This is a genomic window from Streptomyces sp. NPDC044063, assembly GCF_056434285.1.
Genome location: NZ_JBWKFM010000025.1, coordinates 88547 through 112757 on the forward strand (window position 1 = coordinate 88547; position 24211 = coordinate 112757).

The 24211-nt window shown below is 72.6% G+C and carries 23 protein-coding genes and 1 tRNA gene; 11 read left to right on the forward strand and 13 right to left on the reverse strand.

What is annotated here, in order from left to right:
• Positions 1 to 119: 119 nt before the first annotated feature.
• Entirely contained in the window at positions 120 to 2534 is a 2415-nt protein-coding gene (locus AC07BS_RS26775) for an immune inhibitor A domain-containing protein (RefSeq protein WP_478641991.1), read from the reverse strand.
• Between the two features lie 318 nt (positions 2535 to 2852).
• Between AC07BS_RS26775 and AC07BS_RS26780 the strand changes: the two genes are divergently transcribed.
• Positions 2853 to 3113 carry a hypothetical protein gene (locus AC07BS_RS26780; RefSeq protein WP_478934721.1) on the forward strand — a complete coding sequence of 87 codons (261 nt, stop codon included), beginning with the start codon at positions 2853 to 2855 and terminating at the stop codon, positions 3111 to 3113.
• A gap of 26 nt (positions 3114 to 3139) precedes the next feature.
• Here AC07BS_RS26780 and AC07BS_RS26785 read toward each other — a convergent pair whose 3' ends face one another.
• Both AC07BS_RS26785 and AC07BS_RS26790 read right to left on the reverse strand, forming a co-directional pair.
• Entirely contained in the window at positions 3140 to 3772 is a 633-nt protein-coding gene (locus AC07BS_RS26785) for an RDD family protein (protein WP_478934722.1), read from the reverse strand.
• Between the two features lie 60 nt (positions 3773 to 3832).
• Positions 3833 to 5248: an RDD family protein gene (locus tag AC07BS_RS26790; protein WP_478934723.1), complete on the reverse strand. Its 1416-nt coding sequence runs from the start codon at positions 5246 to 5248 to the stop codon at positions 3833 to 3835.
• Positions 5249 to 5493: 245 nt separating this feature from the next.
• On the opposite strand from AC07BS_RS26790, the gene AC07BS_RS26795 reads away from it, so the two are divergent.
• Entirely contained in the window at positions 5494 to 5910 is a 417-nt protein-coding gene (locus tag AC07BS_RS26795; RefSeq protein WP_478642002.1) for an SsgA family sporulation/cell division regulator, read from the forward strand.
• Between the two features lie 147 nt (positions 5911 to 6057).
• Here AC07BS_RS26795 and AC07BS_RS26800 read toward each other — a convergent pair whose 3' ends face one another.
• Positions 6058 to 7431, reverse strand: coding sequence for an FAD-binding oxidoreductase (locus AC07BS_RS26800; protein WP_478934724.1), 1374 nt, complete (start codon positions 7429 to 7431; stop codon positions 6058 to 6060).
• A 56-nt stretch (positions 7432 to 7487) separates the two neighbouring features.
• The gene (gene hppD / locus AC07BS_RS26805) at positions 7488 to 8630 is read right to left on the reverse strand and encodes a 4-hydroxyphenylpyruvate dioxygenase (RefSeq protein ID WP_478642006.1); all 1143 of its coding nucleotides are present in this window, start codon (positions 8628 to 8630) and stop codon (positions 7488 to 7490) included.
• Between the two features lie 124 nt (positions 8631 to 8754).
• Between hppD and AC07BS_RS26810 the strand changes: the two genes are divergently transcribed.
• Positions 8755 to 9219, forward strand: a complete 465-nt coding sequence (locus AC07BS_RS26810; protein ID WP_478642009.1) for an Lrp/AsnC family transcriptional regulator — start codon at positions 8755 to 8757, stop codon at positions 9217 to 9219.
• Between the two features lie 31 nt (positions 9220 to 9250).
• Here the strand turns inward: AC07BS_RS26810 and AC07BS_RS26815 are convergent, their stop codons facing one another.
• The 7 genes from AC07BS_RS26815 to AC07BS_RS26845 all read right to left on the reverse strand — a co-directional run bounded on the left by AC07BS_RS26815 (position 9251) and on the right by AC07BS_RS26845 (position 17383).
• Entirely contained in the window at positions 9251 to 10117 is an 867-nt protein-coding gene (locus tag AC07BS_RS26815) for a S16 family serine protease (protein ID WP_478934725.1), read from the reverse strand.
• An 89-nt stretch (positions 10118 to 10206) separates the two neighbouring features.
• Entirely contained in the window at positions 10207 to 10848 is a 642-nt protein-coding gene (locus tag AC07BS_RS26820; RefSeq protein ID WP_478642014.1) for an IclR family transcriptional regulator, read from the reverse strand.
• A 305-nt stretch (positions 10849 to 11153) separates the two neighbouring features.
• Positions 11154 to 12944: a DEAD/DEAH box helicase gene (locus AC07BS_RS26825; RefSeq protein ID WP_478642016.1), complete on the reverse strand. Its 1791-nt coding sequence runs from the start codon at positions 12942 to 12944 to the stop codon at positions 11154 to 11156.
• A gap of 129 nt (positions 12945 to 13073) precedes the next feature.
• The gene (locus tag AC07BS_RS26830; RefSeq protein ID WP_478934726.1) at positions 13074 to 14555 is read right to left on the reverse strand and encodes an MFS transporter; all 1482 of its coding nucleotides are present in this window, start codon (positions 14553 to 14555) and stop codon (positions 13074 to 13076) included.
• 211 nt (positions 14556 to 14766) lie between these two features.
• Complete coding sequence (locus AC07BS_RS26835; RefSeq protein WP_478934727.1) at positions 14767 to 15813, reverse strand: YeiH family protein; 1047 nt, start codon at positions 15811 to 15813, stop codon at positions 14767 to 14769.
• On the reverse strand, positions 15813 to 16367 hold the full coding sequence (locus AC07BS_RS26840) for a cysteine dioxygenase family protein (RefSeq protein WP_478934728.1): 555 nt from the start codon (positions 16365 to 16367) through the stop codon (positions 15813 to 15815). Before AC07BS_RS26840 ends, AC07BS_RS26835 begins: the two co-directional genes overlap by 1 nt.
• 110 nt (positions 16368 to 16477) lie before the next feature.
• Positions 16478 to 17383 carry a LysR family transcriptional regulator gene (locus tag AC07BS_RS26845; RefSeq protein ID WP_478934729.1) on the reverse strand — a complete coding sequence of 302 codons (906 nt, stop codon included), beginning with the start codon at positions 17381 to 17383 and terminating at the stop codon, positions 16478 to 16480.
• Positions 17384 to 17777: 394 nt separating this feature from the next.
• Here AC07BS_RS26845 and AC07BS_RS26850 point away from each other — a divergent pair.
• From AC07BS_RS26850 to AC07BS_RS26860, 3 genes are all read left to right on the forward strand, one after another.
• Positions 17778 to 17849, forward strand: a tRNA-Cys gene (locus tag AC07BS_RS26850).
• A 94-nt stretch (positions 17850 to 17943) separates the two neighbouring features.
• Positions 17944 to 18288, forward strand: a complete 345-nt coding sequence (locus AC07BS_RS26855) for a hypothetical protein (protein WP_478934730.1) — start codon at positions 17944 to 17946, stop codon at positions 18286 to 18288.
• Positions 18289 to 18409: 121 nt separating this feature from the next.
• Entirely contained in the window at positions 18410 to 18928 is a 519-nt protein-coding gene (locus AC07BS_RS26860) for a hypothetical protein (RefSeq protein WP_478934731.1), read from the forward strand.
• Here the strand turns inward: AC07BS_RS26860 and AC07BS_RS26865 are convergent, their stop codons facing one another.
• Positions 18929 to 19300 (reverse strand): DUF1801 domain-containing protein, encoded by a 372-nt coding sequence (locus tag AC07BS_RS26865; RefSeq protein WP_478934732.1) that lies wholly within the window; start codon positions 19298 to 19300, stop codon positions 18929 to 18931.
• A 192-nt stretch (positions 19301 to 19492) separates the two neighbouring features.
• On the opposite strand from AC07BS_RS26865, the gene AC07BS_RS26870 reads away from it, so the two are divergent.
• The 5 genes from AC07BS_RS26870 (at position 19493) to AC07BS_RS26890 (ending at position 24211) form a co-directional block, all read left to right on the forward strand.
• A complete protein-coding gene (locus AC07BS_RS26870; protein ID WP_478642167.1) occupies positions 19493 to 19816 on the forward strand; it encodes a YciI family protein in 324 nt (107 codons plus the stop codon).
• Positions 19817 to 19829: 13 nt separating this feature from the next.
• Positions 19830 to 21845: a sigma-70 family RNA polymerase sigma factor gene (locus AC07BS_RS26875; RefSeq protein WP_478934733.1), complete on the forward strand. Its 2016-nt coding sequence runs from the start codon at positions 19830 to 19832 to the stop codon at positions 21843 to 21845.
• Positions 21846 to 22051: 206 nt separating this feature from the next.
• Positions 22052 to 22399: a hypothetical protein gene (locus AC07BS_RS26880; RefSeq protein ID WP_478934734.1), complete on the forward strand. Its 348-nt coding sequence runs from the start codon at positions 22052 to 22054 to the stop codon at positions 22397 to 22399.
• Positions 22396 to 23682 carry a hypothetical protein gene (locus AC07BS_RS26885; RefSeq protein WP_478934735.1) on the forward strand — a complete coding sequence of 429 codons (1287 nt, stop codon included), beginning with the start codon at positions 22396 to 22398 and terminating at the stop codon, positions 23680 to 23682. The genes AC07BS_RS26880 and AC07BS_RS26885 overlap by 4 nt, the downstream gene beginning before the upstream one ends.
• 31 nt (positions 23683 to 23713) lie before the next feature.
• Positions 23714 to 24211: a hypothetical protein gene (locus AC07BS_RS26890; protein WP_478934736.1), complete on the forward strand. Its 498-nt coding sequence runs from the start codon at positions 23714 to 23716 to the stop codon at positions 24209 to 24211.

Sequence of the window (24211 nt, forward strand, 5' to 3'; positions counted from 1 at the left end):
GGGGCGACGGCCGGTGCGCCGCTGACCTGCGACGTCGGTCGCGGGCCCGAGTACCGCCAGAGGTATTACCGAGGAGTACCACCGAACCGTGGAGTACTACCGGGAGGTGCCTCGGGGGGTCACTTGCCGGACGGACCCACCTGGACGGTCATCGTCGAGCCGCCGGGGGCCTGGAAGAGGATCCCGATCCGGGTGTTGGTGTCGGTGATCTTCACACCGCCCGTGGGGTTCGACGCGTCGTAGTACGTGTTCTTGTGGTCGTCGAAGACCGGGACGCCCAGCTTGCCCTTGACGCGCGTCGGCACGCCCTTGGAGTGCACGGTGTAGCCCTGGGCCGGCAGCCAGCCGAAGGTCGAGTCGTACGCCTGGAAGCGGTTGTCCATGAGCTTGCCGTCGGCCCACTTCTCGGCCTTGGGGTGGGCGTCGATCGGCAGGATGCGGCCGGAGCCCGGGTGGACACCGACGTTGTTGTCCACCTGCGAGGTGTCCCACTGCCAGATCAGCAGGCCGGTCTGGTACGGGAAGTGCTCGACCCAGGAGCGCTTGGTGTCGCGCCAGCCGAAGTTGTACGGGCCGTTGCGCAGGGTCCGGTCGTACGAGACGTACTGCCGGTTCTCCGCGATGTAGTACTGCGGGTACTCCTTGGTGAAGGAGGCGCCGATGCGCGAGAAGCCCTTGACCGTCCAGCCGTTGTCGCCGGACTCGGCGCCGTCCGTGAAGAGGCTCGTGCCGTCCGCGGTCACCGCGATGGCGTCGGCGGTGAAGCCCTTGCCGGAGGTGCCGCCGTCGGTGGCGTAGCGGAAGCGCAGCTGGATCTTCTTGCCCGCGTAGGCGTCGAGGGAGTACGAGAGCTTCTTGTACGCGCCCGAGACGCCGGTCAGGGCGGGCTTGTCGCTGCCGTCGCGGGTGATCGTCTTCCCGTCCGCGGTGCCGTCGAGCGGCGTGAAGTTGGCGCCGCCGTCCGTGGAGACCTCGGCGTAGAGGTAGTCGTAGTTCTCCTCGATGTCCCACCAGCCGGAGAGGTCGAGGGACGCCTTGGCCTTGCCGGTGAGGTCGACGGGCCGGGAGAGGGTGTTCTTCAGGTCGTCGCCCTGGCCGCTCCACCACTGCGTCGCGCCCTCGGCGGGCTTGACCACGTCGGTGGTGACCTTCTTCTGGGGCAGCTCGACGACCAGCGCCTGCTTGTCCTTGGTGTTGTACTCCGCCACGCCCAGCTTGTGCGTCGACTTCGTCGCGGCCTTGGCCTTGCCGTAGTTGAGCCAGCCCAGCTGGAGCTTGTCCCAGGCGCTCATGTCGCCGGGCAGGTCGCCGATGGTGTCCTTGCCCTCGCCGAGCCAGGAGCCGGAGGACATCAGGGACCAGTAGGCGACGGAGGACTCACCGGTGCCGCTGGTGTCGTACTCGTCGGGGAGGCCCAGGTCGTGGCCGTACTCGTGGGCGAAGACGCCGAGGCCGCCGTTCTCCGGCTGCATGGTGTAGTCGCCGACCCAGATGCCGGTGTCGCCGATCTGGGCGCCGCCCGCCTTGTTGCCGGCGGGGCCGGTCTTGCCGGCGTCGGAGCCGTAGGCGTACCAACGGTGGGCCCAGATGGCGTCCTTGCCCTGGACGCCGCCGCCCGCGGACTCGTCCTCGCCGGCGTGCACGATCTGGAAGTGGTCGATGTAGCCGTCGGGCTCGTTGAAGTTGCCGTCGCCGTCGTAGTCGTTGCGGTCCCACTGGTCGTACTTGGCCAGTTCCGCCTTGATGTCGGCGTCGCCGCGACCGGCGGCCTTCTGGTTCTTCACCCACTGGTTGACGCCGTCGCGCACGAGGTCCCAGGCGCTGGGGCAGTTGGTGGAGCCGCAGTAGTTGGACCCGTAACGGGCCTCGTTCCAGTCGACCTTGACCCAGTCGGTGACCGTGCCCTCGACCGAGTAGCGTCCGGAGGACTGCTTCTCGTAGTACTTGGCCAGGGACTCCTTGTCCTTGTCGTGCGAGAAGTAGAGGTCCTGGAAGTACTGGCGGTCGAAGTCCTTCCGCCAGGCCGTGCTGTTGTCCTTCGCACGGTCCGGCTCGGCTATCTTGTTGTGCGCCGGGCCGGCCGTGCCGCCGTACTTCTTGACGGGCGGCTTGGGGCCGTCGGGGCCGTCCGGGTCGTACATCGTGGTGTCGTCGACCTTGTCGCCGAAGTCGACCAGGATGGTGAAGATCCGGTCCGTCTTCTCCCGGGCGAGCTCGACGTACTTCCCCTTGCCGAGCTGGACGACCTTCGACGCGCCCCGCTGCTCGGCCTTGGCCTCGCCCGAGACGACCTGCTCCAGCGCGGCCTTGCGCTGGGCTTCCTTCTTCTTGCTGAACGGGCCCTTGAGGTCGTGCTCGACGGCACGACCGGTCTGCGCCGGGTCCTGGCGCGCGGCGGATGCCCGGTCCGCGCCGGACGGGGCGGTCATGCCCGTCGCCTGCGCGATACCCGTCGTCAGCGTCCCCGCGCCCAGCGCGGCGGCGACGACGACCACGGCGGCGGATCGAGCGATCCGCCGTTGGCTGCTCTTCACTTGTGAATGTCCTCCCCAGTAACAACTGTGGAGGTATTTGACCGGAGCGACTCAAGAAAAGACAGATCTTGACTGAGACCCGACAAGCAAGTACGTTATCCGGCCTTTACGTTGCGGATATCGGGTCACACCGGGCGCACGCTTCGCACGCTCCGGCTCGGTGGGCGAGCCCCTGCGCCCCTCATGCTCCGAGTACGGTGGGTTAGGTCACGCTTACCACCAGTTCCCCTCGGGCAGAGAGCACCGTAGAGTCGGAATCGCTGTAGGCACCACCCGGCTCCGTACCCCCCTGTCGACGCCTTGAGGACGGATCCCGCCATGTCGCGTCCGGCTCCCGCACAGATCGCCTACGGATCGGCCACCGTCGTCGTCTCCGCCCTCGTCCTGCTCCCGCTCGCCGGGGACGGATCGGGTCCGGGGGCCGCGGTCGTCGCCCTGGCCGCCCTCGCACTCGGTCTGCTCGTCGCCGCCCTCGTACCGGGCCGGCGCGAACGGGCGGACACCGCCGCCCGGTTGCCCGAGCAGCGCACGCCCGCCCACGCGGCGCCGGCCGTGGGAGAGCACTCCCTCCACGGCTGACCCGCCCTCACCTCACGGTCGCGCCCTCACTCCACCGTCGAGACCACCACGGTCTTCGCCGCCTTGTCGTGGATGCACTGGTGGTACGGCTGGTCCCATGTGCACCAGAGCACATTGATCAGCCAGAAGACGAAGCCGCAGCACGGCACGACCTCCGGCAGGGAGTAGACGGCGGCGCGCGTCCAGCCGGGCCTGCCCTCGGGGATCGCGCCGTCCTCCAGCATCGCGACCCTGATCCGCATCGCCATCTTGCCGACCGTCTGACCGCGCGTGGTCAGCATCAGGCCCTCGTAGAGGAAGTAGACGAGCGTGAAGACGATGCCCAGTCCGGTGTTCCTGCTCGTGTCCCGCCAGGGGTCGTAGCCCCAGAAGGCCAGCGAGAAGACGAGGCTCAGCGGGATGCCCACGAGCAGGCCGTCGATGATCCGGGCCACCAGCCGCTTGAAGCGGTTGGCCAGCGGCGGCATCCCGGCCAGCGGATCGGCGGCGCCGCGGCCGTCGCCGTAGGGACTGCCCGGACCGCCACCGCCGCCGTACGGGCCACCGCCACCGTACGGACCCCCGCCGCCCGGGCCCGCCCCGCCGGAGCCCGGGTACGGGGGCTCCGGCGGCTTCTTCATGAACGGGTCGTTGTCGTCCGGCGGCTGCGCGGTGCTCATGCCCCCAGTGGAACCCGGGGTTCCGGTGGGCGCATCCGGCCGTATGCCGTTCGAGTCAGGTCAGTCCCGCGCCGACGCCACGAACGTACGGGCCGACTTGTCGTGCCAGCACTGCCGCCAGGGCCGGTCGAACAGGCACCACAGCACGCCCAGCACCCCCACCCCGAGCACGCCCAGCACGCCGTAGAGCAGCCACCGGCGCAAGGCCGCTCCCACCGAGGGCGTCTCGTGGGACTCGATGTCCAGCACCCGCACGCCGAACAGCTTCTTGCCCACCGTGCGCCCGCACTTGGCGATCGGCAGCGCCTCGTACAGCACGCCGCCGATCAGCAGCACGGCCAGTACGACGGCCAGATAGCCGCCGGTCGTGCCGTCGAGCAGCCAGACCGTGACGGTCTCACCCGTCTGCCGGGCCTGCTCGACCTTCGCGTCGATGTGGTCGACCGCCCTGCCCCACAGCGGCACGGCGACCGCCGCCACCACACCGCCCAGCAGCGCCGTGTCCAGCAGCCGGGCGGCGAGCCGCCGGCCGAGACCGGCGGGCCGGCCCTGCGCCTGGGCGGCGCTCAGGAAGGGGTCGTCCTTGGGCGGCTTCCAGGCCGGGGCCGCCTCGCCGGGGGCGGGCGCACCCTGCTGGGCGAGCTGCTGCACCTGCTGGGCCCAGCCCCCGGGCCGGGCCTGCCCGGCGGGGACGGGCGCGGACTCCGGGCGGCGTACGGGCAGGGCGCTGCCGCCGCCCTCCGCCGGGGCCGTGCCGTGGGGAGCGGTGACGGCGGGGGCCACCGGGGCGGCGGCCCGCGCGGCCGGGGCGTGCGACGTCGCGACGGGGCCGTTGCCCCGGGCGGCCGTGGGCGCCGCCGGGGCGGGCTCCCGGCGCGGGTCGACGGACGGGACGGGCGCGGGCGGGCCGCCCGGGGCGGCGCCGTGCGGCTTCGGACGCAGGCTCAGCGTGCCCTGGCCGGGCTCCCCCGAGGCGGTGGGAACGGCCCGCTCCGCGATGTCCCGGGCGGACGGCCCGGTCAGGCGCGGGTCGGCGGCCGGGCGCGGGTCGCGCGCCACGGGCAGCGGCGCCGAACCGGTCCGCTCGCCGCCCCAGGAGACGCGCCGGTCGCGCTCGCCGCCGAAGCCCTCCTGACGCGTGGCGTCGGCCTGCCACACGGGGGCGGCGACCCCGGCCCGGTCGTCCGCGGGGCCCTGGGGCTCCTCGTCCAGGAACACGGGGCCGGTCTCGTCGGGCAGTTGCCGGGGGGCGGGGCGCGGCGTGGGCGGTACGGGCGCGGCGAGCGCGGGCAGTGGCGCGGGGGCCACCGAGGCGGGCGGCGCCGGCATCGGCTCCCCCTCGGCGGGCGCGGGCCTGCTGGTGCCGGGCACCCAGGCGCTGCCGCTCCAGTAGCGGATGTAGCCCGGGATGGAGGGATCGGGGTAGTAGCCGCTGGCGGGGCTGCTGTCGGCGGATCCCGAGGTAGGTGCGCTCATGGTCTCCGGTGTCCCGTATCTCTCGGCCGTACATGAGTAGCCAACAGGTCTACCAGACACCAGTTGGGTCCGGGACCGTCACCGGGCCGGACCACTCACACGTGCGACTGACCGGAGCGGGCAAAAAGCCGGTACCGGTGACCGTAAGTCGCGTAATGATGTGCGCCCTGGACTCTCTCTGAAAGCAGCGGGGCCTCGTCGCGGGGTCGCGTACCGAGGGAAGCGGAGCAGAGAGGGCGTACGTCATGCACACCGTGGTGGAACGAGAGCTCGAGATCGGCCTGGTGCTGTCGCCGGAGCGCAGCATTCCTGTCCCGGCCCTGCTGGCCTACCGTACGGACGACCCCTACGCCGTCCACATCACCTTCCACACCACCTCGCAGAAGCCGGTGACCTGGACCTTCTCCAGGGAGCTGCTGGTCGACGGGACGTTCCGGGCGAGCGGCGAGGGGGATGTGCGGGTGTTCCCCGGCAAGGACCGGGGGCGGCCGGTGGTCTGCATCGCGCTGTCCTCGCCGGACGGGCAGGCGCTGCTCATGGCCCCGGCCGGCGGGCTGTCGGCGTGGCTGGAGCGGACCCTGCGGACCGTGGCGCCGGGCGCGGAGCGCGAGTGGCTGCCGCTGGACGAGGCGCTGCGGGACCTGCTGGCGCCCGGCGCCTAGCCGGGCCGGGGCGGCGGGCGGTCCCGGGCCGGCCGGGACGGGCGGCCGGGCGGAGGGGACCGTTCGGGTGCGGGCGGCCGCCGGGGAGGAACTCGTTGGGGTGGTCGGGACGGCCTCCCGCGTAACCTCCCCGGCGCCCGGCGCCGGTCAGCCGTCGAGCACCTTGCCCGGGTTGAGCAGGCCGAGCGGGTCGAGGACGGCCTTGATGCCGCGCTGGATCTCCAGGGACACGGGGCCGGCCTCCCGGGCCAGCCACTCCTTCTTCAGGACACCCACGCCGTGTTCGCCGGTGATGGTGCCGCCGAGCTCCAGGCCCAGGGCCATGATCGCGTCGAAGGAGGCGCGGGCGCGGGCCGCCTCGTCCGGGTCCGCCGGGTCGAAGCAGACGACGGGGTGGGTGTTGCCGTCCCCGGCATGGGCGCAGACGCCGATGGTCAGATCGTGTTCGCGCGCGATGGCGGCGGTGCCCTCCAGCATGGCGGCGAGCTTCGACCGCGGCACGCACACGTCGTCGATCATCGTGGCGGGCCGGAGGGTCTCCAGGGCGGGCAGGGCCGACCGGCGGGCCCGCAGCAGCAGCTCGGACTCTGCGGCGTCCTCGGCCGGGACGACCTCGGTGGCCCCGGCGGCGGTGCACAGCTCCGCCACGGCGGCCAGGTCGGGCGCCGGGTCGGGGGTGTCGAAGGCGGCCAGCAGCAGGGCCTCGGTGGAGTCGGGGAGCCCCATGCGCATCAGGGAGTTGACGGCCCGTACGGTCGTCGCGTCCATCAGCTCCAGCAGTGAGGGCGCGTGGCCGCGCGCCATGATCTGCCGTACCGCCTCGCAGGCCGCGGCCACGGACGGGAACTCGGCGGCCAGCGCGAGCGGGACGCTCGGGGCCGGCCGGAGGGCGAGGACGGCGCGGACGACGATGCCCAGGCTGCCCTCGGAGCCGACGAACAGGCGGGTGAGGTCGTAGCCGGCGACGCCCTTGGCGGTGCGCCGGCCGGTGGTCAGCAGCCGGCCGTCGGCGAGGACCACGTCGAGGCCGAGGACGTACTCGGCGGTCACCCCGTACTTGACGCAGCACAGGCCGCCGGAGCCGGTGCCGATGTTGCCGCCGATGGTGCACTGCTCCCAGCTGGAGGGGTCCGGCGGGTAGGACAGGCCGTGCTCGGCGACGGCGCGGGAGAGGTCGGCGTTGACGACGCCCGGTTCGACCACGGCGATCCGCTCGACGGGGTCGATCTCCAGGATGCGGTTCATCTTGACGAGGGAGAGCACGACGCAGCCGTCCACCGCGTTGGCCGCGCCGGAGAGGCCGGTCCGCGCGCCCTGCGGCACCACGGGCACGCGCAGGGCGGTGGCGGTGCGCATCACGTGCCGCACCTGCTCCGTCGTGCGGGGCAGGACGACGGCCGCGGGGGTCCCGGCGGCGCAGAAACTCGCCATGTCGTTGGCGTACGCCGCGGTGACGTCGGGGTCGGTGAGGACGGCCTCGGCCGGGAGTCCTTCGAGCAGGAGCTTGATCAGATCGCCCATGGGCCCCACCCTGCCACCGCGCGGTGGCAGGGGGAAGATCGCGGCCCGTGGGTGGCTCAGAGATTGCCGCGCTTGGCCTGCTCGCGCTCGATGGCCTCGAAGAGCGCCTTGAAGTTGCCCTTGCCGAAGCCCATCGAGCCGTGCCGCTCGATCATCTCGAAGAAGACCGTGGGACGGTCCTGCACCGGCTTGGTGAAGATCTGCAGCAGGTAGCCGTCCTCGTCGCGGTCGACGAGGATCTTCAGCTCGCGGAGCGTCTCGACCGGCACCCGGGTCTCGCCGGCCCAGTCGCCGAGGGTGTCGTAGTAGCTGTCGGGCGTGTCGAGGAACTGGACGCCGGCGGCGCGCATGGCCCGGACCGAGGCGACGATGTCGTTCGTGGCGAGCGCGACGTGCTGGACGCCGGGGCCGCCGTAGAACTCCAGGTACTCGTCGATCTGCGACTTCTTCTTGGCGACGGCCGGCTCGTTGAGCGGGAACTTCACCTTGCGGGTGCCGTCGGCGACGACCTTCGACATGAGCGCGGAGTACTCGGTGGCGATGTCGTCGCCCACGAACTCCTTCATGTTGGTGAAGGCCATGACCTTGTTGTAGAAGGTGACCCACTCGTCCATCCGGCCGAGCTCCACGTTGCCCACGCAGTGGTCGATGGCCTGAAAGCGGCGGGGGACGGGCTCGACGAGGGGCTCGGCGGCCACATAGCCGGGCAGGTACGGGCCGGTGTAGGCGGAGCGGTCGACGAGGGTGTGGCGGGTGTTGCCGTAGGTGGCGATGGCCGCCAGGACGACGGTGCCGTGCTCGTCCGTCAGCTCGTGCGGCTCCTCCAGACCGGTGGCGCCGTGCTCGATGGCGTAGGCGTACGCGGCGCGGGCGTCCGGCACCTCGATGGCCAGGTCGACCACGCCGTCGCCGTGCTCGGCCACGTGCTCGGCGAGGAAGCGGCCGCGCTCGGTGGTCGGCTTGATCACGGTGGTGAGGACGAACCGGGCGCTGCCGGACTCCAGGACGTAACTCGCGGTCTCGCGGCTGCCGTTCTCCGGTCCGGAGTACGCGACGCGCTTCATGCCGAAGGCGGTGGAGTAGTAGTGGGCGGCCTGCTTGGCGTTGCCGACGGCGAAGACGACCGCGTCCATCCCCTTGACCGGGAAGGGGTCGGCCTGCCGTGCGGTGTGCGGGGTGTGATCCGTGGTCTGAGTCATGGCCGCAGGGTCTCTCTGAACCACAAGGTGCGCAATAGTTTGTGTTTTCGCTGGGCATTATGCATAGCGATGCTCCGGGTAACCCGGGCTATGTGTGCAGGATGACCACGAGAGGCGGATCGGCGTGATCGATCGTTTGGACGGGCGGCTGATCGAGCTGCTCGCCGAGGAGCCCCGCGTCGGGGTGCTGGAGGCCTCCCGGCGGCTCGGCGTGGCGCGCGGCACGGTCCAGGCACGGCTGGACCGGTTGCAGTCCCAGGGCGTGATCCGCGGCTTCGGCCCGGACGTCGACCCGGCGGCGCTGGGCTATCCGGTGACCGCCTTCGCCACGCTGGAGATCAAACAGGGCCAGGGCGCGGACGTCCGCACCCATCTGGCGTCCGTCCCGGAGGTGCTGGAGCTGCACACCACCACCGGGCACGGCGACATGCTCTGCCGGCTGGTGGCCCGCTCGAACGCCGACCTCCAGCGGGTGATCGACAGGGTGGTGGCCTTCGAGGGCATCGTCCGGGCCTCCACGGCGATCGTCATGGAGAACCCGGTGCCCCTGAGGATCATCCCGCTGGTCAAGCAGGCGTCGGAGGACTGAACGGGCGCGGTCCCGCCGGGGCGGACCGGCGTCAGGCCGGGCAGGAGGGAACGTTCCCGCCGCTCGCCAGGGCCCTGAGGGAGGAGACGGCGCCCTTGAGGTCGGTGACGGGGACCAGCCGCAGGCCCGCGGGCAGCTCGGCCCCGGCGTCCGAGCACTCGCCCTTGGGCACGAGGAAGACCGTGGCGCCGGCCCGGCGCGCCGCCTGCGTCTTGAGCGAGACACCGCCGACGGGGCCGACCGTGCCGTCCGGGGCGATGGTGCCGGTGCCGGCGATGTCGCGGCCCCCGGTCAGGTCGCCGCCGCGGCCGTCGCCGTCGAGCTTGTCGATGACGCCGAGGGTGAAGAGCAGTCCGGCGCTGGGCCCGCCGACGTCGGCCAGGCTGAGCTCCACCTTCACGTCCTTGGGCGAGCGGTGGAGATAGCGCAGCGCGGCCTGGGCCGCGGAGTCCTGGGACTTCCTCATCTCGGCGGTGTTGTGCCGCTCGATCTCCTCGTCGGACTGCCCGGCGGGGTAGACGGAGTCGCGCGGCATCACGGCCCGGTCGGTGCGCAACCAGCTGTCCGCGACGTCGCCGAGGCGGATCGGGGTGTCCGGGCCGGTGGCCTCGATGGTGGTCATGCGCAGCTGTCCGGTGGTCCGGCGGACCGGGGCGCCGGAGATGGAGATCACCGGCTTGCCCTTGTGCTCGCCGAGCACGTCCGCGGTCGTGGAGCCCGGCTGGGCGATGACGAACGGCAGCGGGACGACGGCCGCCACCGCGAGCAGGGCGACGACGGGCGCGGCGCACACGGCGAGGGTACGGGCGCGCTTCTTCCGGGCGGCCCGGTCGTCGGCACCCTCGGAGGGGGAACCCGTGTTCTTCGCGCCCGGCGCGGGCTGGGACGGAGCTGGCATGCTGCGAATCTAATTCACTCCCGGGGCGGGTGCGGCATGCGGGCGGCCCGGGGCCGCCCGCACGGAGGTGCCCGGGCGGGTGCCGGGCGTCACCTCAGGGCGTCCGCCACCTCCTTCGCGGCCTCCACGACCCGCGCGCCGACGCGTTCGGGGACGGAGTCGGCGAGCATGACCACACCCACGCTCCCCTCGATCCCGCTCACCCCGAGCAGCGGCGCCGCGGCCCCGCTCGCCCCGGCCTCCAGCTCGCCGTGGGTGAGCGCGTACCCGGGGGCGTCGGTCTCGCCGCGGCGCGCGGCGAGGATCGCCCGGCCGGCCGCACCACGGTCCAGGGGGTGGCGGAACCCGGTGCGGTAGGCGACGTGGTAGTCGGTCCAGGTCGGCTCGACGACGGCGACCGCGAGCGCCTCGGCGCCGTCGACGAGCGTGAGGTGGGCGGTCGCCCCTATGTCCTCGGCCAGCGACCGCAGGGCGGGCATGGCCGCCTCGCGGACAAGCGGATGGACCTGGCGGCCCAGCCGCAGCACTCCCAGGCCCACCCGGGCCCGGCCGCCGATGTCGCGGCGGACGAGTGCGTGCTGCTCCAGGGTGGCGAGCAGCCGGTAGACGACCGTGCGGTTGACGCCGAGCCGGGTGGACAGCTCGGTGACGGTCAGACCGTGATCGGTGTCGGCGAGCAGTTTGAGGACGCGCAGTCCTCTGTCGAGCGTCTGCGAAGTCTCCGCGGTCACGACGCCCCTCCTCCGATGAGAGGCGGCCCTCGTCCCGGTGGGGTGTTGCGCCACCGGTCCCGTCCGGCAGCGCGCGACGAGAGGCCGCCGGCCGTTGACGCATGATCCGGCTGCGCTCCGCGGCGGCGCTGCCACGGGGCGTGTGCGTGAGCGGACCGTAGCGCCGCCGGTCCGCTCAGCGGAAGAGTCTGCCCACAATCCGGTCACGGTGCCCGTGATTCGCGGGTTTTGGCGGGTGCTTCCCAGCATATGGACAGGGCGTGGGCCCCCACCGGGAGGACCCACGCCCCGTACGACACGTCACATCAGCGCATGCGCGTGGCCCACTCGCGCACCTTCTTGATGCGCTCGGCGAGCTGACCGGCCGTCGCCTCCGCGCTGGGCGGGCCGCCGCACACCCGGCGCAGCTCGGTGTGGATCACTCCGTGCGGCTTGCCGCTCTGGTGGACGTACGCGCCGACCAGCGTGTTGAGCTGCTTGCGCAGTTCCAGCAGCTCCTTGTGGGTGACCACCGGCCGCCGCTCCGCCGGGAGTTCGAGCAGGTCGGCCTCGGTGTCGGGGCGCTTGCGGCTGTGCGCGATCTGGCGGGCCTGCCGCTTCTGCAGCAGCAGCTGCACCTGATCGGGCTCCAGCAGGCCGGGGATGCCGAGGTAGTCCTGCTCCTCCGCGCTGCCGGCGTGCGCCTGCATGCCGAACTCGGCACCGTCGTAGAGCACACGGTCGAAGACGGCGTCCGACTCCAGCGCCTCGAAGGAGAGTTGGTCGCTCTCGCCGGTGTCCTCGTCCTGCTGCCGCTCCGCCTCCGCGAGGAGCTTGTCCTCCTCGGCGTACGGGTTCTCGTCGTCGCCGTCCTTCTTGGGCTTGTCCAGCGCGTGGTCGCGCTCGACCTCCATCTCGTTGGCGAAGGTCAGCAGCGTCGGGACGGTGGGCAGGAACACCGACGCGGTCTCGCCGCGCCGGCGCGAGCGCACGAAGCGTCCGACGGCCTGCGCGAAGAACAGCGGTGTGGAGATCGTCGTGGCGTACACGCCGACCGCCAGCCGGGGCACGTCCACGCCCTCGGACACCATGCGGACGGCGACCATCCAGCGGTCCTCGGAGGCCGCGAAGTCGTCGATGCGCTGCGAGGCGCCGGAGTCGTCGGAGAGGACGAGGGTGGCGCCCTCGCCGGTGATCTCGCGGATCAGCTTGGCGTAGGCGCGCGCCGACTCCTGGTCGGAGGCGATCACGAGGGCCCCGGCGTCGGGGATGGACTTGCGGACCTCGCTCAGCCGCCGGTCGGCGGCGCGCAGCACGTTCGGCATCCAGTCGCCGCGCGGGTCCAGGGCGGTACGCCAGGCCTGCGAGACGGCGTCCTTGGTCATCGGCTCGCCGAGGCGGGCCTCCAGCTCGTCGCCGGACTTGGTGCGCCAGCGCATGTTGCCGCTGTAGGAGAGGAAGATGACCGGCCGGACGACGCCGTCGGACAGCGCGTTGCCGTAGCCGTAGGTGTAGTCGGCGGAGGAGCGGCGGATGCCGTCGGTCCCCTCCTCGTAGGTGACGAACGGGATGGGGTTGGTGTCCGAGCGGAAGGGCGTGCCGGTCAGGCACAGGCGCCGGGTGGCCGGCTCGAACGCCTCCAGGCACGCCTCGCCCCAGGAGCGGGAGTCGCCGGCGTGGTGGATCTCGTCGAGGATGACGAGCGTCTTGCGCTGCTCGCTGCGGTTGCGGTGCAGCATGGGGCGCACGCCCACGCCCGCGTAGGTGACGGCGACGCCGTGGTACTCGCGGCCGAGGGGGCCGGCGCTGTACTCGGGGTCCAGCCGGATGCCTATGCGGCCCGCGGCCTCGGCCCACTGCTTCTTCAGGTGCTCGGTGGGGGCGACGACGGTCACCTGCTGCACGACGTGGTGGTGCAGCAGCCAGGAGGCGAGGGTGAGGGCGAAGGTGGTCTTTCCGGCACCCGGGGTGGCCACGGCGAGGAAGTCACGCGGCTGCGTCTGGATGTACTTCTCCATCGCACCCTGCTGCCACGCGCGCAGCTTGTTCGCGGTACCCCAGGGGGCCCGGCCGGGGAAGGCGGGTGAGAGGTGGTGGTTCGCTGTGGTGGTAGTCACGGTCTCCGTCTGGGGGTGCCCCAGCGGCGGCTGGGGGAGGTTCGGCGATCGGCAACCGCGACAGCCTACCTGCGCGGCCCCGCCGTCCCGGGTGGGACAAGCGGGGCTCACCCGAGGGTGGGACGGAGGTCACACGGCCTTCTCGAGTCGGACATTCCGCTCGCGGGGGACGAGCCGCGTGGCGATGTACGAGCCCACCAGCGCCGATGCCGAGGCGAGGGCGAAGACGATCGCGAAGGCGTGCGGCGGGGCCGCCCCGCCGGCCGCGTCCCCGCCCACCGAGCCGCCGCCGGACGAGACGAAGAGCACACCGGCCAGGCCCACCAGGACGATGCTGCCGAGCGCGTCGGACACCTGGAGAGAGGCCGAGTTCGCGCCCTCCTCCCCCGGCTTGGAGAGCTTGAGCAGCAGCATCGCGCCGCCGGAGATCGTCAGGCCCATGCCGTAGCCGCCGATGATCCAGGCGACGGCCACGATCCACACCGGCACCGAGCCGATCAGCACCAGCGGCGTCAGGGCCACGGCCAGCGCCAGCAGGGCCATACCCACGCTCATCAGACGCGCGCGGTACGGCTCCAGGCGGGCCCGGCTCTGGGTGAACGAGCCCAGGGCCCACGTCAGCCCCCCACCGGTGAGGGACAGCCCGGCGAGGGTCGCCGACAGGCCGCGCTCGGTCACCAGCAGCAGCGGGACGAAGCTCTCGGCGGCCAGGAAGGACCCCTGCGCGATACCGCGCAGCAGCACGACCGAGGGCAGCCCGCGCCCGGCCCGGAAGGTGCCCGCCGGCAGCAGCCGCAGCACGCAGGGGACGAGCAGGGCGAGCCCGGCGGCGGCGGGCAGCGCGGAGAGCGGGCGCAGGTCCTGGCCGGCGTACTGCAACAGCCCGGCGCCGGTGGCCACGGCGAGGGCCAGCAGGATGCGGCGGCGGTCCATGGCCTCGGTGCGCTCGCCGACGGGCAGCTTGCGCAGCGCCGGCAGCATCACGGCCAGCGGCAGCAGCACCAGCACCGGGATGGCCAGGAACACCCAGCGCCAGCCGAGCCGCTCGGTGACCGTGCCCGCCACCACCGGGCCGACGATCACAGGGACGACCCAGGCCGCCGAGAAGGAGGCGAGGACCAGCGGCCGCAGCCGCTCGGGGTACGCCCGGCCGACCACCACGTACAGCGAGACGATCACCAGGCCGGCGCCGACGCCCTGGATGCCGCGGCCCGCGACGAACGTCCACATCTGCTGCGCGGAGCCCGCGACGACCAGGCCGGTGCCGAAGGCGGCGATGCCGGTGAAGAGCGGGGCGAGCGGTCCGGAGCGGTCGCACCACTCCCCCGACAGCGCCATGGCGAACAGGCTCGCCGTGAAGAAGGCGGAGAAGGAGAAGGCGTAGAGCTCCAGTCCGTCGAGCGCGCGTGCCGCGACGGGCATCGCGGTGTTGACCGCGCTCGCCTCGAAGGCGATCAGGGAGACGACGGAGACGATGCCGAGGGTGAGCGCCCGGTAGCGGCGCCCGAGTATGCCGCCGCCGGGGTCGGGTTCGGCGGCGGGGCCTGTGGTCGTCGTGCCTTCTGTGGCGGGGCCTTCTGTCGTGGTGCCTTCGGCGTCGGTTGCGGTCATGGCCGCCAGCGTAGGGAGGGACACCCGGTCCCGGCCCCGGCCGGACGAACGGAATTCCATGGTCCGAAGGGCCTAGTCCGCAGGGCCCGCGACGGGTGGGGCCCGGGATGCGCGAGAGGCCCGGGCGGCGTCGCCCGGGCCTCGATCGCGGGTGCGCGCCCCGCTCAGGTCGCGGGTGCGCGCCCCGCTCAGGTCGTGAGCAGCACCCCGCTCAGGTCGTGAGCAGCACCCCGCCGTACGAGGCACCAGCGATCACGATCCACGAGCTCAGCCCGAGCGCCGCGACGCGCCCCCCGGTACGCACCAGCGTGGGCAGGTGCACCGCGCTGCCGAGGCCGAAGAGCGCGGCGGCCAGCAGCAGCTCCTGGGCGTGCTGGGCGGCGTCGAGGGCGCCGGCGGACAGCCATCCGGTCGTCCTCAGGGCGACGGCCGCCAGGAAGCCGAGCACGAAGAGCGGGACGAGCGGCGGCCGCTTGCCGGACGCCGTGGCGGCCGCGCGGCGGCGGCCGCGCACGGACACCGCCACGGCGGCCACGAGCGGGGCGAGCAGCGCGACCCGCATCAGCTTGACCAGGACGGCCTCGCTGAGCGCGGCCTGTCCGGCGGTCTGGGCCGTGGCCACGACCTGGCCCACGTCGTGGACGCTCGCCCCGGCCCAGCGGCCGAACTGCGCGTCGCCGAGCCCGAGCGGGTGGTGCAGCAGCGGCAGTACGGCGATGGCGAGGGTGCCGCACAGCGTCACCAGCGCCACGGACGTGGCCACGTCCTCCTCGTCGCTGCCCGAGACCTCGCTGACCGCGCCGATCGCGGAGGCGCCGCAGATAGAGTAGCCGGTGGCGATCAGCAGCGGCTGGTCGCCGCGCAGCCCGAGCCGGCGGCCGAGCCACAGGGTGCCGAAGAAGGTGGCGGCGACCACCGCGAGCACCATCGCGACGGTGGCCCAGCCCAGCCCGAGCACGTCGTCCAGGCTGAGCTTGAGCCCGAGCAGGACGACGCCGATCCGCATCAGCCGCTTGCCCGCGAGCGTCAGCCCCGGCTTGCCGGCCCCGCGCACCCGCGCCCGCACGCCCGGCAGATGGGCGGCGGCGATGCCCAGGACGACGGCGGCGGTGAGCATGGGGACGACGGGCAGGAGTGTGTGGACGCCCCAGGCCAGGGCGACCCCGCCGGCCGCCATGGCGAGGCCGGGGAGGGCTCCGGGGGCCTTCGGGCGCGGCGGGGCGGGCGGGCTCGTGACCCGCGTGTGGAGGACGGCCATCAGAGGTCGTCGGCCGGCAGGTCGTACACGCGCCGGACGCTGGAGCCCAGGCGTGAGACGTCGGCACCGTAGACGTGGAGGGAGATGGCGACGGACGAACAGGCGTTGCGCACCCGGTGGATGTCGCCGGGCGGCGCGAAGCCGCAGACGTCGCCCTGCCGATTGACGACGTCCTCGGTGGCGACCAGCCGGGAGCTCAGGCCGTCGGGGACGAGCCGGTAGCGGCGCTCGCTCTCGGTGCCCTGGTGGACGCCGGTGACGCACCAGGAGACGTGGTCGTGGACGGACGTCCGCTGGCCCGGCATCCACACGAGCGCGACGACGGAGAAGCTGCCGTCGCTCTCGGCGTGGAGGATGTGCTGGCGGTAGCGCTCGGGGTCGCCCTCGCACTGTTCGGGGGTGAGCAGATCGGGAGCGCCGAGGTGGACCGCGAGCCGCTCTCCGACGAGGTACGCCGTCGTGTCGGGCGGCAGGCCGCGGCCTACGACCTCCCGGACGTCGGCGACGAACTGACCGAGCCGCGCGGTCGTCAGGGGTGCGGTAGGTGTGGTCATGGGTGCAGCGTCGAGGTGGTTGATCCATCACGTCCAACGACAGTTCTTTGCCGTACCACCAACTCCCGCTTATGGGTCGGACGCACGCTCACGCGTTTCGGGAACGCCGGTCAGCACCCCACGCGACGGGCGGCGACCGCCTTGAGCTCGTCGAGGACGAGCGCGACGGCGGGGATGCGCAGATGGTCCCGGAGGGCGTACGCGGAGACGTGGCGGCGCGCGGCCGGCTCCAGGGGGCGCCCGGTGATCCGGTCGTGGCGGAGGAAGGACAGCACGAGCGCCGGCATCATGGCCACGCCCAGACCCTCGGCGACGAGCGACTGCACCACGAGGTTGTCGTCCGTCGTGAACGCGATGTCGGGCGCGAATCCCTGCTCGGCGCATTCGTGCAGGAAGTTGGTGCGGCAGCGCAGACAGCCGGCGATCCAGCGCTCCCCCGCCAGGTCGCTGAGCTTGACGGCCCGGCGGCGCGCGAGGGCGTGGCCCTGCGGCAGCAGCACGGTCAGCTGGTCCTCGAAGAGGGGTATCTCCACCAGCTCCTCGGGGACCTGTTCGCGCAGGCCGGGATAGGTGAAGGCGAGGGTGATGTCGCACTCCCCGCGCACGACCCGGCGCAGCGAGTCCGGCGGTTCGGCCTCCTGGAGCTCCACCCGGACGCCCGGGTGCTCGGCGGCGAGGCGGGCGAGCGCCTCGGGGACGAGGGTGGCCCCGGCACTGGGGAAGGCGCACACGCGCACGCGCCCGGCGCGCAGCCGCGTCAGGGAGCTCATTTGCTGTTGCGCGGCGGAGAGGCTGGCGAGGATCGTCTCGGCGTGCCGGGCCAGCGCCTCGCCGGCCTCGGTCAGCCGCATGCGCCGGCCGACCCGCGTGAACAGGGGCGTACCGACGGACCGTTCGAGCGCCTTCATCTGCTGGGTGATCGCCGGCTGGGTGTAGCCGAGGGCGCGGGCGGCGGCCGAGTAGGACCCCGCGGTGACCACCGCGTGGAACGTCTTGATGTGCCGGGAGTCGAACACGACGAAATCATAAGCGGAATTTGGGTTAGTGGGGTGAGTGGCAGTGGGTTGCTTTTGGATCACCGCATCTATCCGACATGGTGGACTTATATCGCATTACACCTCGTACGACTCGGCGGAACTGCCCTACCGGTGCCCGTGGGCGGACGAGCCGGACCTGTTCCGTCCGCTGGTGGAGGAGTTCCTGGAGGAGGGGTCGTGAAGCGTAGCGGCGACGATCAACGCGGCGTGTATGAACGGCACATGGCGGTCTTGTGCCACGGCCGTCCGGCCCATTGAGGCCCCTGGCATATCGCTCTATGGTCATGCCCGTAAGAACGACGCCATGGAAGCCATGGACGCCATGGAAGCCATGAGTCGCCGTGGACGCCGTGGGCGCCATGAGCGACGACACGGCCGTGTGCCCGAGTGGCCCAGGGGCTCGCCTGCAAAGCGAGTTACGCGGGTTCGATTCCCGCCACGGCCTCCGCGACCGTACTCAGCCTCCCGTCCGGGAACGGGGGGAGGCTGAGTAGCGGTACTCATGCCCCCGGTGCGTACGCCCGCGCAGGATGCACTCCATGAACACGTACCCCGCTCGCCCCGCCCAGCCCGCTCGCCCCACGCGGCGCGAGGGGTTCATGACGACCCTCGCCATCGTGCTGTGGGCCGTCACCGCGCAGGCGGTCGGCCTGTGCCTGGTGGTCGTGCTGATGATCGCGGTCTGGAGCGCGGCCGAGGGCGCCGCGGTCGGCGGCCTCCTCCTGCAAGTGGCCGGCTTCCTCGCGGCGGCCGGGCTCGTCCTGGCGGCCGCCTGGCACGGCCTGAAGCTCTTCGGCCTGACCGCCGCCACCCGCTCGGCGGTCGTCGGCGCCCTCGCCTGCCCGGGCCCGGTGGGGCTGGCGCTGTACCTGTACGTGGGCTGACGCGGGGCTCAGGCACGTACGCCCGAGGAGCGACGGCGCGCGTCCGGACTCCGCCGGACGGCGGAGAACGATCACTCCCGGGCCCGATCCCCGGCCCGCGCCACCCGGACACGCTGGGATCATGACCATCCGCACCCCACGGACCGCTCGGCCCGTCCCGCTCCGGGCGGAGCACGTCGCCCGCCTCATCCCCCTGCTCGGGCTGCCGGTCTGCCTCTGGCGGCTGCCCTTCGCGTTCGGCTTCACGATGGGTGTCGAGCTCCCGCCCTCGACGTGGCCGCTCTGGTACACCATTCCCTACGTCTTCGGGCTGAGCCTGCTGTCCGAGGCGTTCGCGCTGCTGTGTTTCGGGCTCGTACGCCCCTGGGGTGAGGTCGTGCCCGAGCGCGTCCCGCTCGTCGGCGGCCGGCGCGTACCGCCGATCGCCGTGATCGTGCCCGCCACCCTGGCGGGCCTCGTCCTGACCGCGCTGCTGGTCGACTGGGTGCTGTGCACCTTCACGTTGGCGGGCCGCTCGACCCCGCCCTACGGCAACGCCTGGTGGGAGCTGCTGGCGAACGTCGTCAGCGGGCTGTTCGCCCTGTGGGGGCCGCTGGTGCTGGCCCTCACCTACGCCTACTACCGGCGCCGCTGCCGCTGATCAGGCCGCCGCCGCGGCCTCCAGCCCGCGGGCCAGGCGCAGCCACTCGGTGAACAGCGCGCCGTCGATGTCGTCCGCCGTGCGCAGCTTCACGGCCGCCATCGCCCGGGCGCCGGGCTCCAGACGACCGGACGCGTCGGCGATCTCCTGTCCCCGCCAGAGGCCGAACGAGACGTGGGCGCCGTAGGCCTTGACGTAGCAGACCGGGGACTTGCCCGGGGCGCCGCCCAGGCTCCACACGGGGTGACCGTGCCAGACCGCGCCCGCCGCCGGCAGCGCCCGCTCGACGAGCGGCAGCAGCGCGTCCGTGATCGCGCGCTGGGCGGCGGGGAGGGCGGCGCAGTAGTCCTCGACGGTGGCGAACTTCGGCATGGCGCATCCTTTGCTCTCGTGTCCGGTCCGTGTCTTCCCGACCGGCTCCCACCCGTACGTCGACCGGCCGATGTGACAGGGAACGCCGCTCCGGGCCGGCCGTCGTCCTCTTCTTCTGGGCCTGCTTGATTCCCTGTCACATAGGCTGCGCGACGTGTGGGTGAGAACCGCACGACGACGGAGGAGAAGACGATGCGCTACCTGATGACGACCAAGCCGACGGACACCGCGCCCGACGAGAAGCTGTTTGCGGAGATGGCGCTGTTCGTGGAGGAGCTGACGGCGGCGGGCGTGCTGCTGGCCACCGGCGGGCTCGAGCCGGGCGGCGTCCGGGTGACGTCGGCGGGCGACGAGATCACGGTGACGGACGGCCCGTTCGCGGAGGCGAAGGAGGCGGTGGCCGGCTTCGCGCTGATCGAGGTGCGCACCAAGGAGGAGGCGATCGAGCTCGCCCGCCGCTTCCGCCGGATCGTCGGCGACGGCGAGAGCGTGGTCCAGCAGGTCTTCGGCCCCTGACCGGCCCCGCACCATGTCCACGAAGGACGTCCACGGCGCGGTCGACGCGGTCTGGAAGCTCGAGTCCGCGAAGATCGTGGCCGCGCTGACGCGGCTGGTCCACGACGTCGGCCTGGCGGAGGAGCTCGCCCAGGACGCGCTCGTCGCCGCGCTCGAACAGTGGCCGCTGTCGGGCGTTCCCGCGAACCCCGGCGCCTGGTTGATGACCACCGCCAGGCGCCGGGCCGTCGACCGCATCCGACGGGACCGGCTGCTGGAACGGAAGCGGGAACTGCTGGCGCGGGAGACGCCGGAGGCACGGGCCGACCACGTCGACCACGTCGACCCCGACGACCCCGTCGAGCCCGTCGACCCCGAGCAGGACGACGTCCTGCGGCTGATGTTCATCTCCTGCCACCCGGTCCTGCCCATGGACGCGCGCGTGGCGCTGACGTTGCGGCTGCTGGGCGGCCTCACGGCCGGGGAGATCGCGCGGGCGTTCCTCGTCGACGAGACGACGATCGCCCGGCGCATCGCGGCGGCCAAGCGGACGCTGGCCGAGCGGGGGGTGCCGTTCGAGCTGCCCGCCGGGCCGGAGCTGGGCGAGCGCCTGTCGTCCGTGCTCGGTGTGGTCTACCTCGTCTTCAACGAGGGCTACGCGGCGACCGCCGGGGACGACCTGATGCGCCCGGGGCTCTGCCTCGAGGCGCTGCGGCTGGGCCGGCTGCTGGCCGAACTGGCACCGCACCACGCCGAGGCGCACGGCCTGGTCGCGCTGATGGAGCTCCAGGCGTCCCGCGCGGCCGCGCGCACGGGTCCGTCCGGCGAACCCGTCCAGTTGCACGAGCAGAACCGGGGCCGCTGGGACCCGTTGCTCGTCCGCCGCGGCTTCACGGCCCTGCTGCGGGCCCGCGAGGCGGCCGGAGGCACGGCTTCCGCACCGGGTCCGTACGTCCTGCAGGCCGCGATCGCCGCCTGCCACGCCCAGGCGCGTACCGCCGAGGACACGGACTGGGCGCGGATCGCCACCCTGTACGAGGCGCTGGTGCGGCTGCTGCCCACCGCCGTCGTACGGCTGAACCGGGCGGTGGCCGTCGGCATGGCACACGGCCCGCGGGCGGGCCTCGACCTGGCCGACGCCCTCACGGCCGACCCCGCGCTGCGCGACTACCACCTCCTGCCGGGCGTCCGGGGCGACCTGCTGGCCAAGCTCGGACGGCACGAGGAGGCCCGCCGGGAGTTCCGCCGGGCCGCGTCACTGACCGGGAACGCGGCGGAACGCGCCTTCCTGAACGGCCGCGCGGAGGCGCTGGGGGCCGGTGCCCGAGTCGTCACCCTGGGCGCGGCGGTCCACGACTTCCTCGCACGGGACGACCTGGACGCCGCGACGATCCGCTCGTACGGCCAGACGCTGCGCCGTCTGTGCCGCACCCTGGGCGACGACCTGCCGCTGGCGTCCCTGACCGCCGGGGAGGTGGTGCGGGTGTTCGCGGCGGCGTGGGGCGGGGCGGCGGCCAGGACGTGGAACCGCCACCGCTCGGCGGTGCGGTCGTTCGGCACATGGGCGTCCCTGGAGGACCTGGGAGCCCACCTCGGCCGGCGTGCCGTCACCCGCTCCCCCGCACCGGCGATCGGCCGGACCGAACTGGCGGCGCTGTGGAGCCACCCGGGCCCCGCCCTCCGCGAACGCGCCCTGTGGCATCTCCTGCACGAGTCGGCGGCGGGGGCGGCCACGGCGCTGGCCCTGAACGTCGAGGACCTCGACCTCCCGGGCCGCCGCGCCCGCACGGGCACGACATGGCTGACCTGGCGCGACAGCACCGCGGCCCTCCTCCCCACCCTCGTCGAGGGCCGCACCCGGGGCCCGCTCTTCCTCTCGGACCGCCGCCCGGCCCCGGCCCGCACCCCGCCCCCGGCCGACCTCTGCCCCCACACGGGCCGCCGCCGCCTGTCCTACGAACGCGCCGAACACCTCTTCAAACAGGCCACAAAACCCCTCGACCCCACGGGCACGGGCTACACGCTGAGCCGCCTGAAACCACGGGAGTAGGGCCAGAACACAAGTTCTGTAAGGTACGCGCCAGGCACCCGCACGGCGCTGTTCGGCGCTGAAGAGGTGACTGAAGAGGCGAAGGCGCACACAGGGGGGTTGGGTCGTCTATGAGTTCCGGGGATTCCGCGGAGAGACCGTTAGGACCCGTCGGTCAGGGGACGCTGGCGAGCTCCGCGAGCGACAAGCGGCGGGCCGTGACCTTCATGGAACAGCATCTCCTGCCGGACACCGAGGCCGCCGGCCGCATCGGCGAGGGCGGTGACACGGCGCGGCCGCCCCTGGCCGGTCCGGCGATCCCGCACTCGAACCTCCTGAAGCCGGACGCCGGGCTGCGCGGGCTGTCCGCCTGGGCGCTCAACAACGGACTGTCGGAAGCGATGACCATCTGGCAGTCACAGGCGACCGCCCTGATGAGCCGGCTGGACCAGGAGCTGAACGCGCTGCGCGGCACGCACGCCCTCCTACGGGGCCAGGACCTCGCCACAGGGGCGGAATTCGGCACGGTGACCCCGGGGCCGGGCCCGTTGCGCAGCCGTATAGACCAGTGGTGACAGGCGACAGGGGGGCGACCGTGCCACTGAGCTACGACGACGTGATGACCGCCGACCTCTCACCGCTGCTGAACGCCTCCGAGGTGTGGCAGAGGATGGGAAAGCGATTCGGCGAGCTGAAGGACGACTACGTCAAGAACGTCCAGCACGCCCTGGCCAACGGCAATTGGCAAGGACAGGCCGCCATCGCGCAGCAGAACGGCTCCGCGATCACCGCCGCCGAATACGCCGCTGCCAGGACGGAGGCCCTGGCCGTCGCCGGGCTCCTGAAGCAGGGGCACACCGAGCTTTCCCGGCTGCAGAAGGCGGTGAAGGACCTGGTGGCCGATGCCGAGGCGAAGGACTACAAGGTCGACGGCTCGGGCCGGGCCACCTACGTCGGTTTCGACAAGCTGTCCGAACAGGAGAAGCAGGCCCTCCGGCACGACCCTGACCACCCCCGGCTGGCCGCCGACGCCCGGCGGAAGGCCCAGGAATGGACCGACGGCATCGCCAAGGCGGTACGGGCCGTGGACGAGGCCGACCAGAGCGTCCGGCGGGCGCTGATACGCGCGGCGGGCTTCGGCGGCTTCAACGCCGACGCCGAAAGCGACTTGGCGAAGGCGGGGGCACCGGAGGTCTCCTCGATGAAGACAGACGGGTGGAAGATCACGAAGTCCGGTCCCGATTACGGCTTCGACGTGACCGACGGCCCCTCGTACGGCAAGCAGGGCAGGCTCAAGCTGTACGGCGACCTGGGCCATATCACCGCGGAGAGAAAGCTGACCGACGGGCAGACCGACGTCTCGGTGCTGGGGGACGCCTACGCGGGAGCGAGAGCCACGGCGAACTACGGCTTCAGCAACAAGGGGGCCAGCGGCGCGGGCGAAGTCTCCGTGGGCGGGCGGGCCATGGCCGAAATACGCGAGGACGATGGGCACAGGCCCCGCTACGTACGCGCCGAGGGGTTCGCCGGCGGCGAGGCCGGAGTCACCGCCAAAGCGACCAAGGACGAGGTCGGCTTCGGAGCGAAGAGGTTCCACGGGGCGAAGGGGACCGTGGCCGGGGGGTTCGAGGTCGCCGGAATCAGCATCGGCGGGACGGCCGAGGGGTGGGCCGGTCCCGGCGCCGAGGCCAAATGGGGCTACTTGAAAGACGAGACGACCGGAAGGTTGAAGTTCGGCACCAAGACGGGCGCCTCCGCTCCCCTCGGCGGTGCCGTGGGAATCGAGATCACCGTCGATCCCCACAAGTTCAAGAAGGCCGTCGCCCATGCGGCCGACGCCATAAGCAGCTGGTTCTGATCCGCTTCCCCTGGAAGGAAGGAGTGCCGGGATGGCGACGTCACTGCCGGTACCGATCGAATTCCGCCTGCCCGAGGGCTGGCTCCCGGCCGACCCTGAAGGGAACGGCGCCTCGGGGGTGGCCTTCGCCGCGGTGCGTCCGCGGGAGGATGCCGGATTCGCCCCCAGTATCACCGTCGACGGCGAGTACCGACCGGACACGGCGACGCTGGACGAGCTCGCCGAAGAATCGGTGCGGCGTCTGCTCGAGATGGCCGAGTCGGTCGCGGTGACCGATCGCCGCGAGGTCGGCTCCCCGGACGCACCCGCCCTGATCCAGCGGCTGGCCTTCGCGACCCGCATCGGGGACGCGCACCACGAGCTCGCCCAGTCCCAGGTGTATCTGTCCATGCTGGACGCCGCGGACTCGCGCGAACGGGCGGTGATCCGGCTGGCCCTGACCACCACCGCGGACCGGCACGACACCGCTCTCGGAGACTTCCAGGACTTCGTGCGCACGGTGCGTCCGAGCACCGGGGCGGGGGTCTAG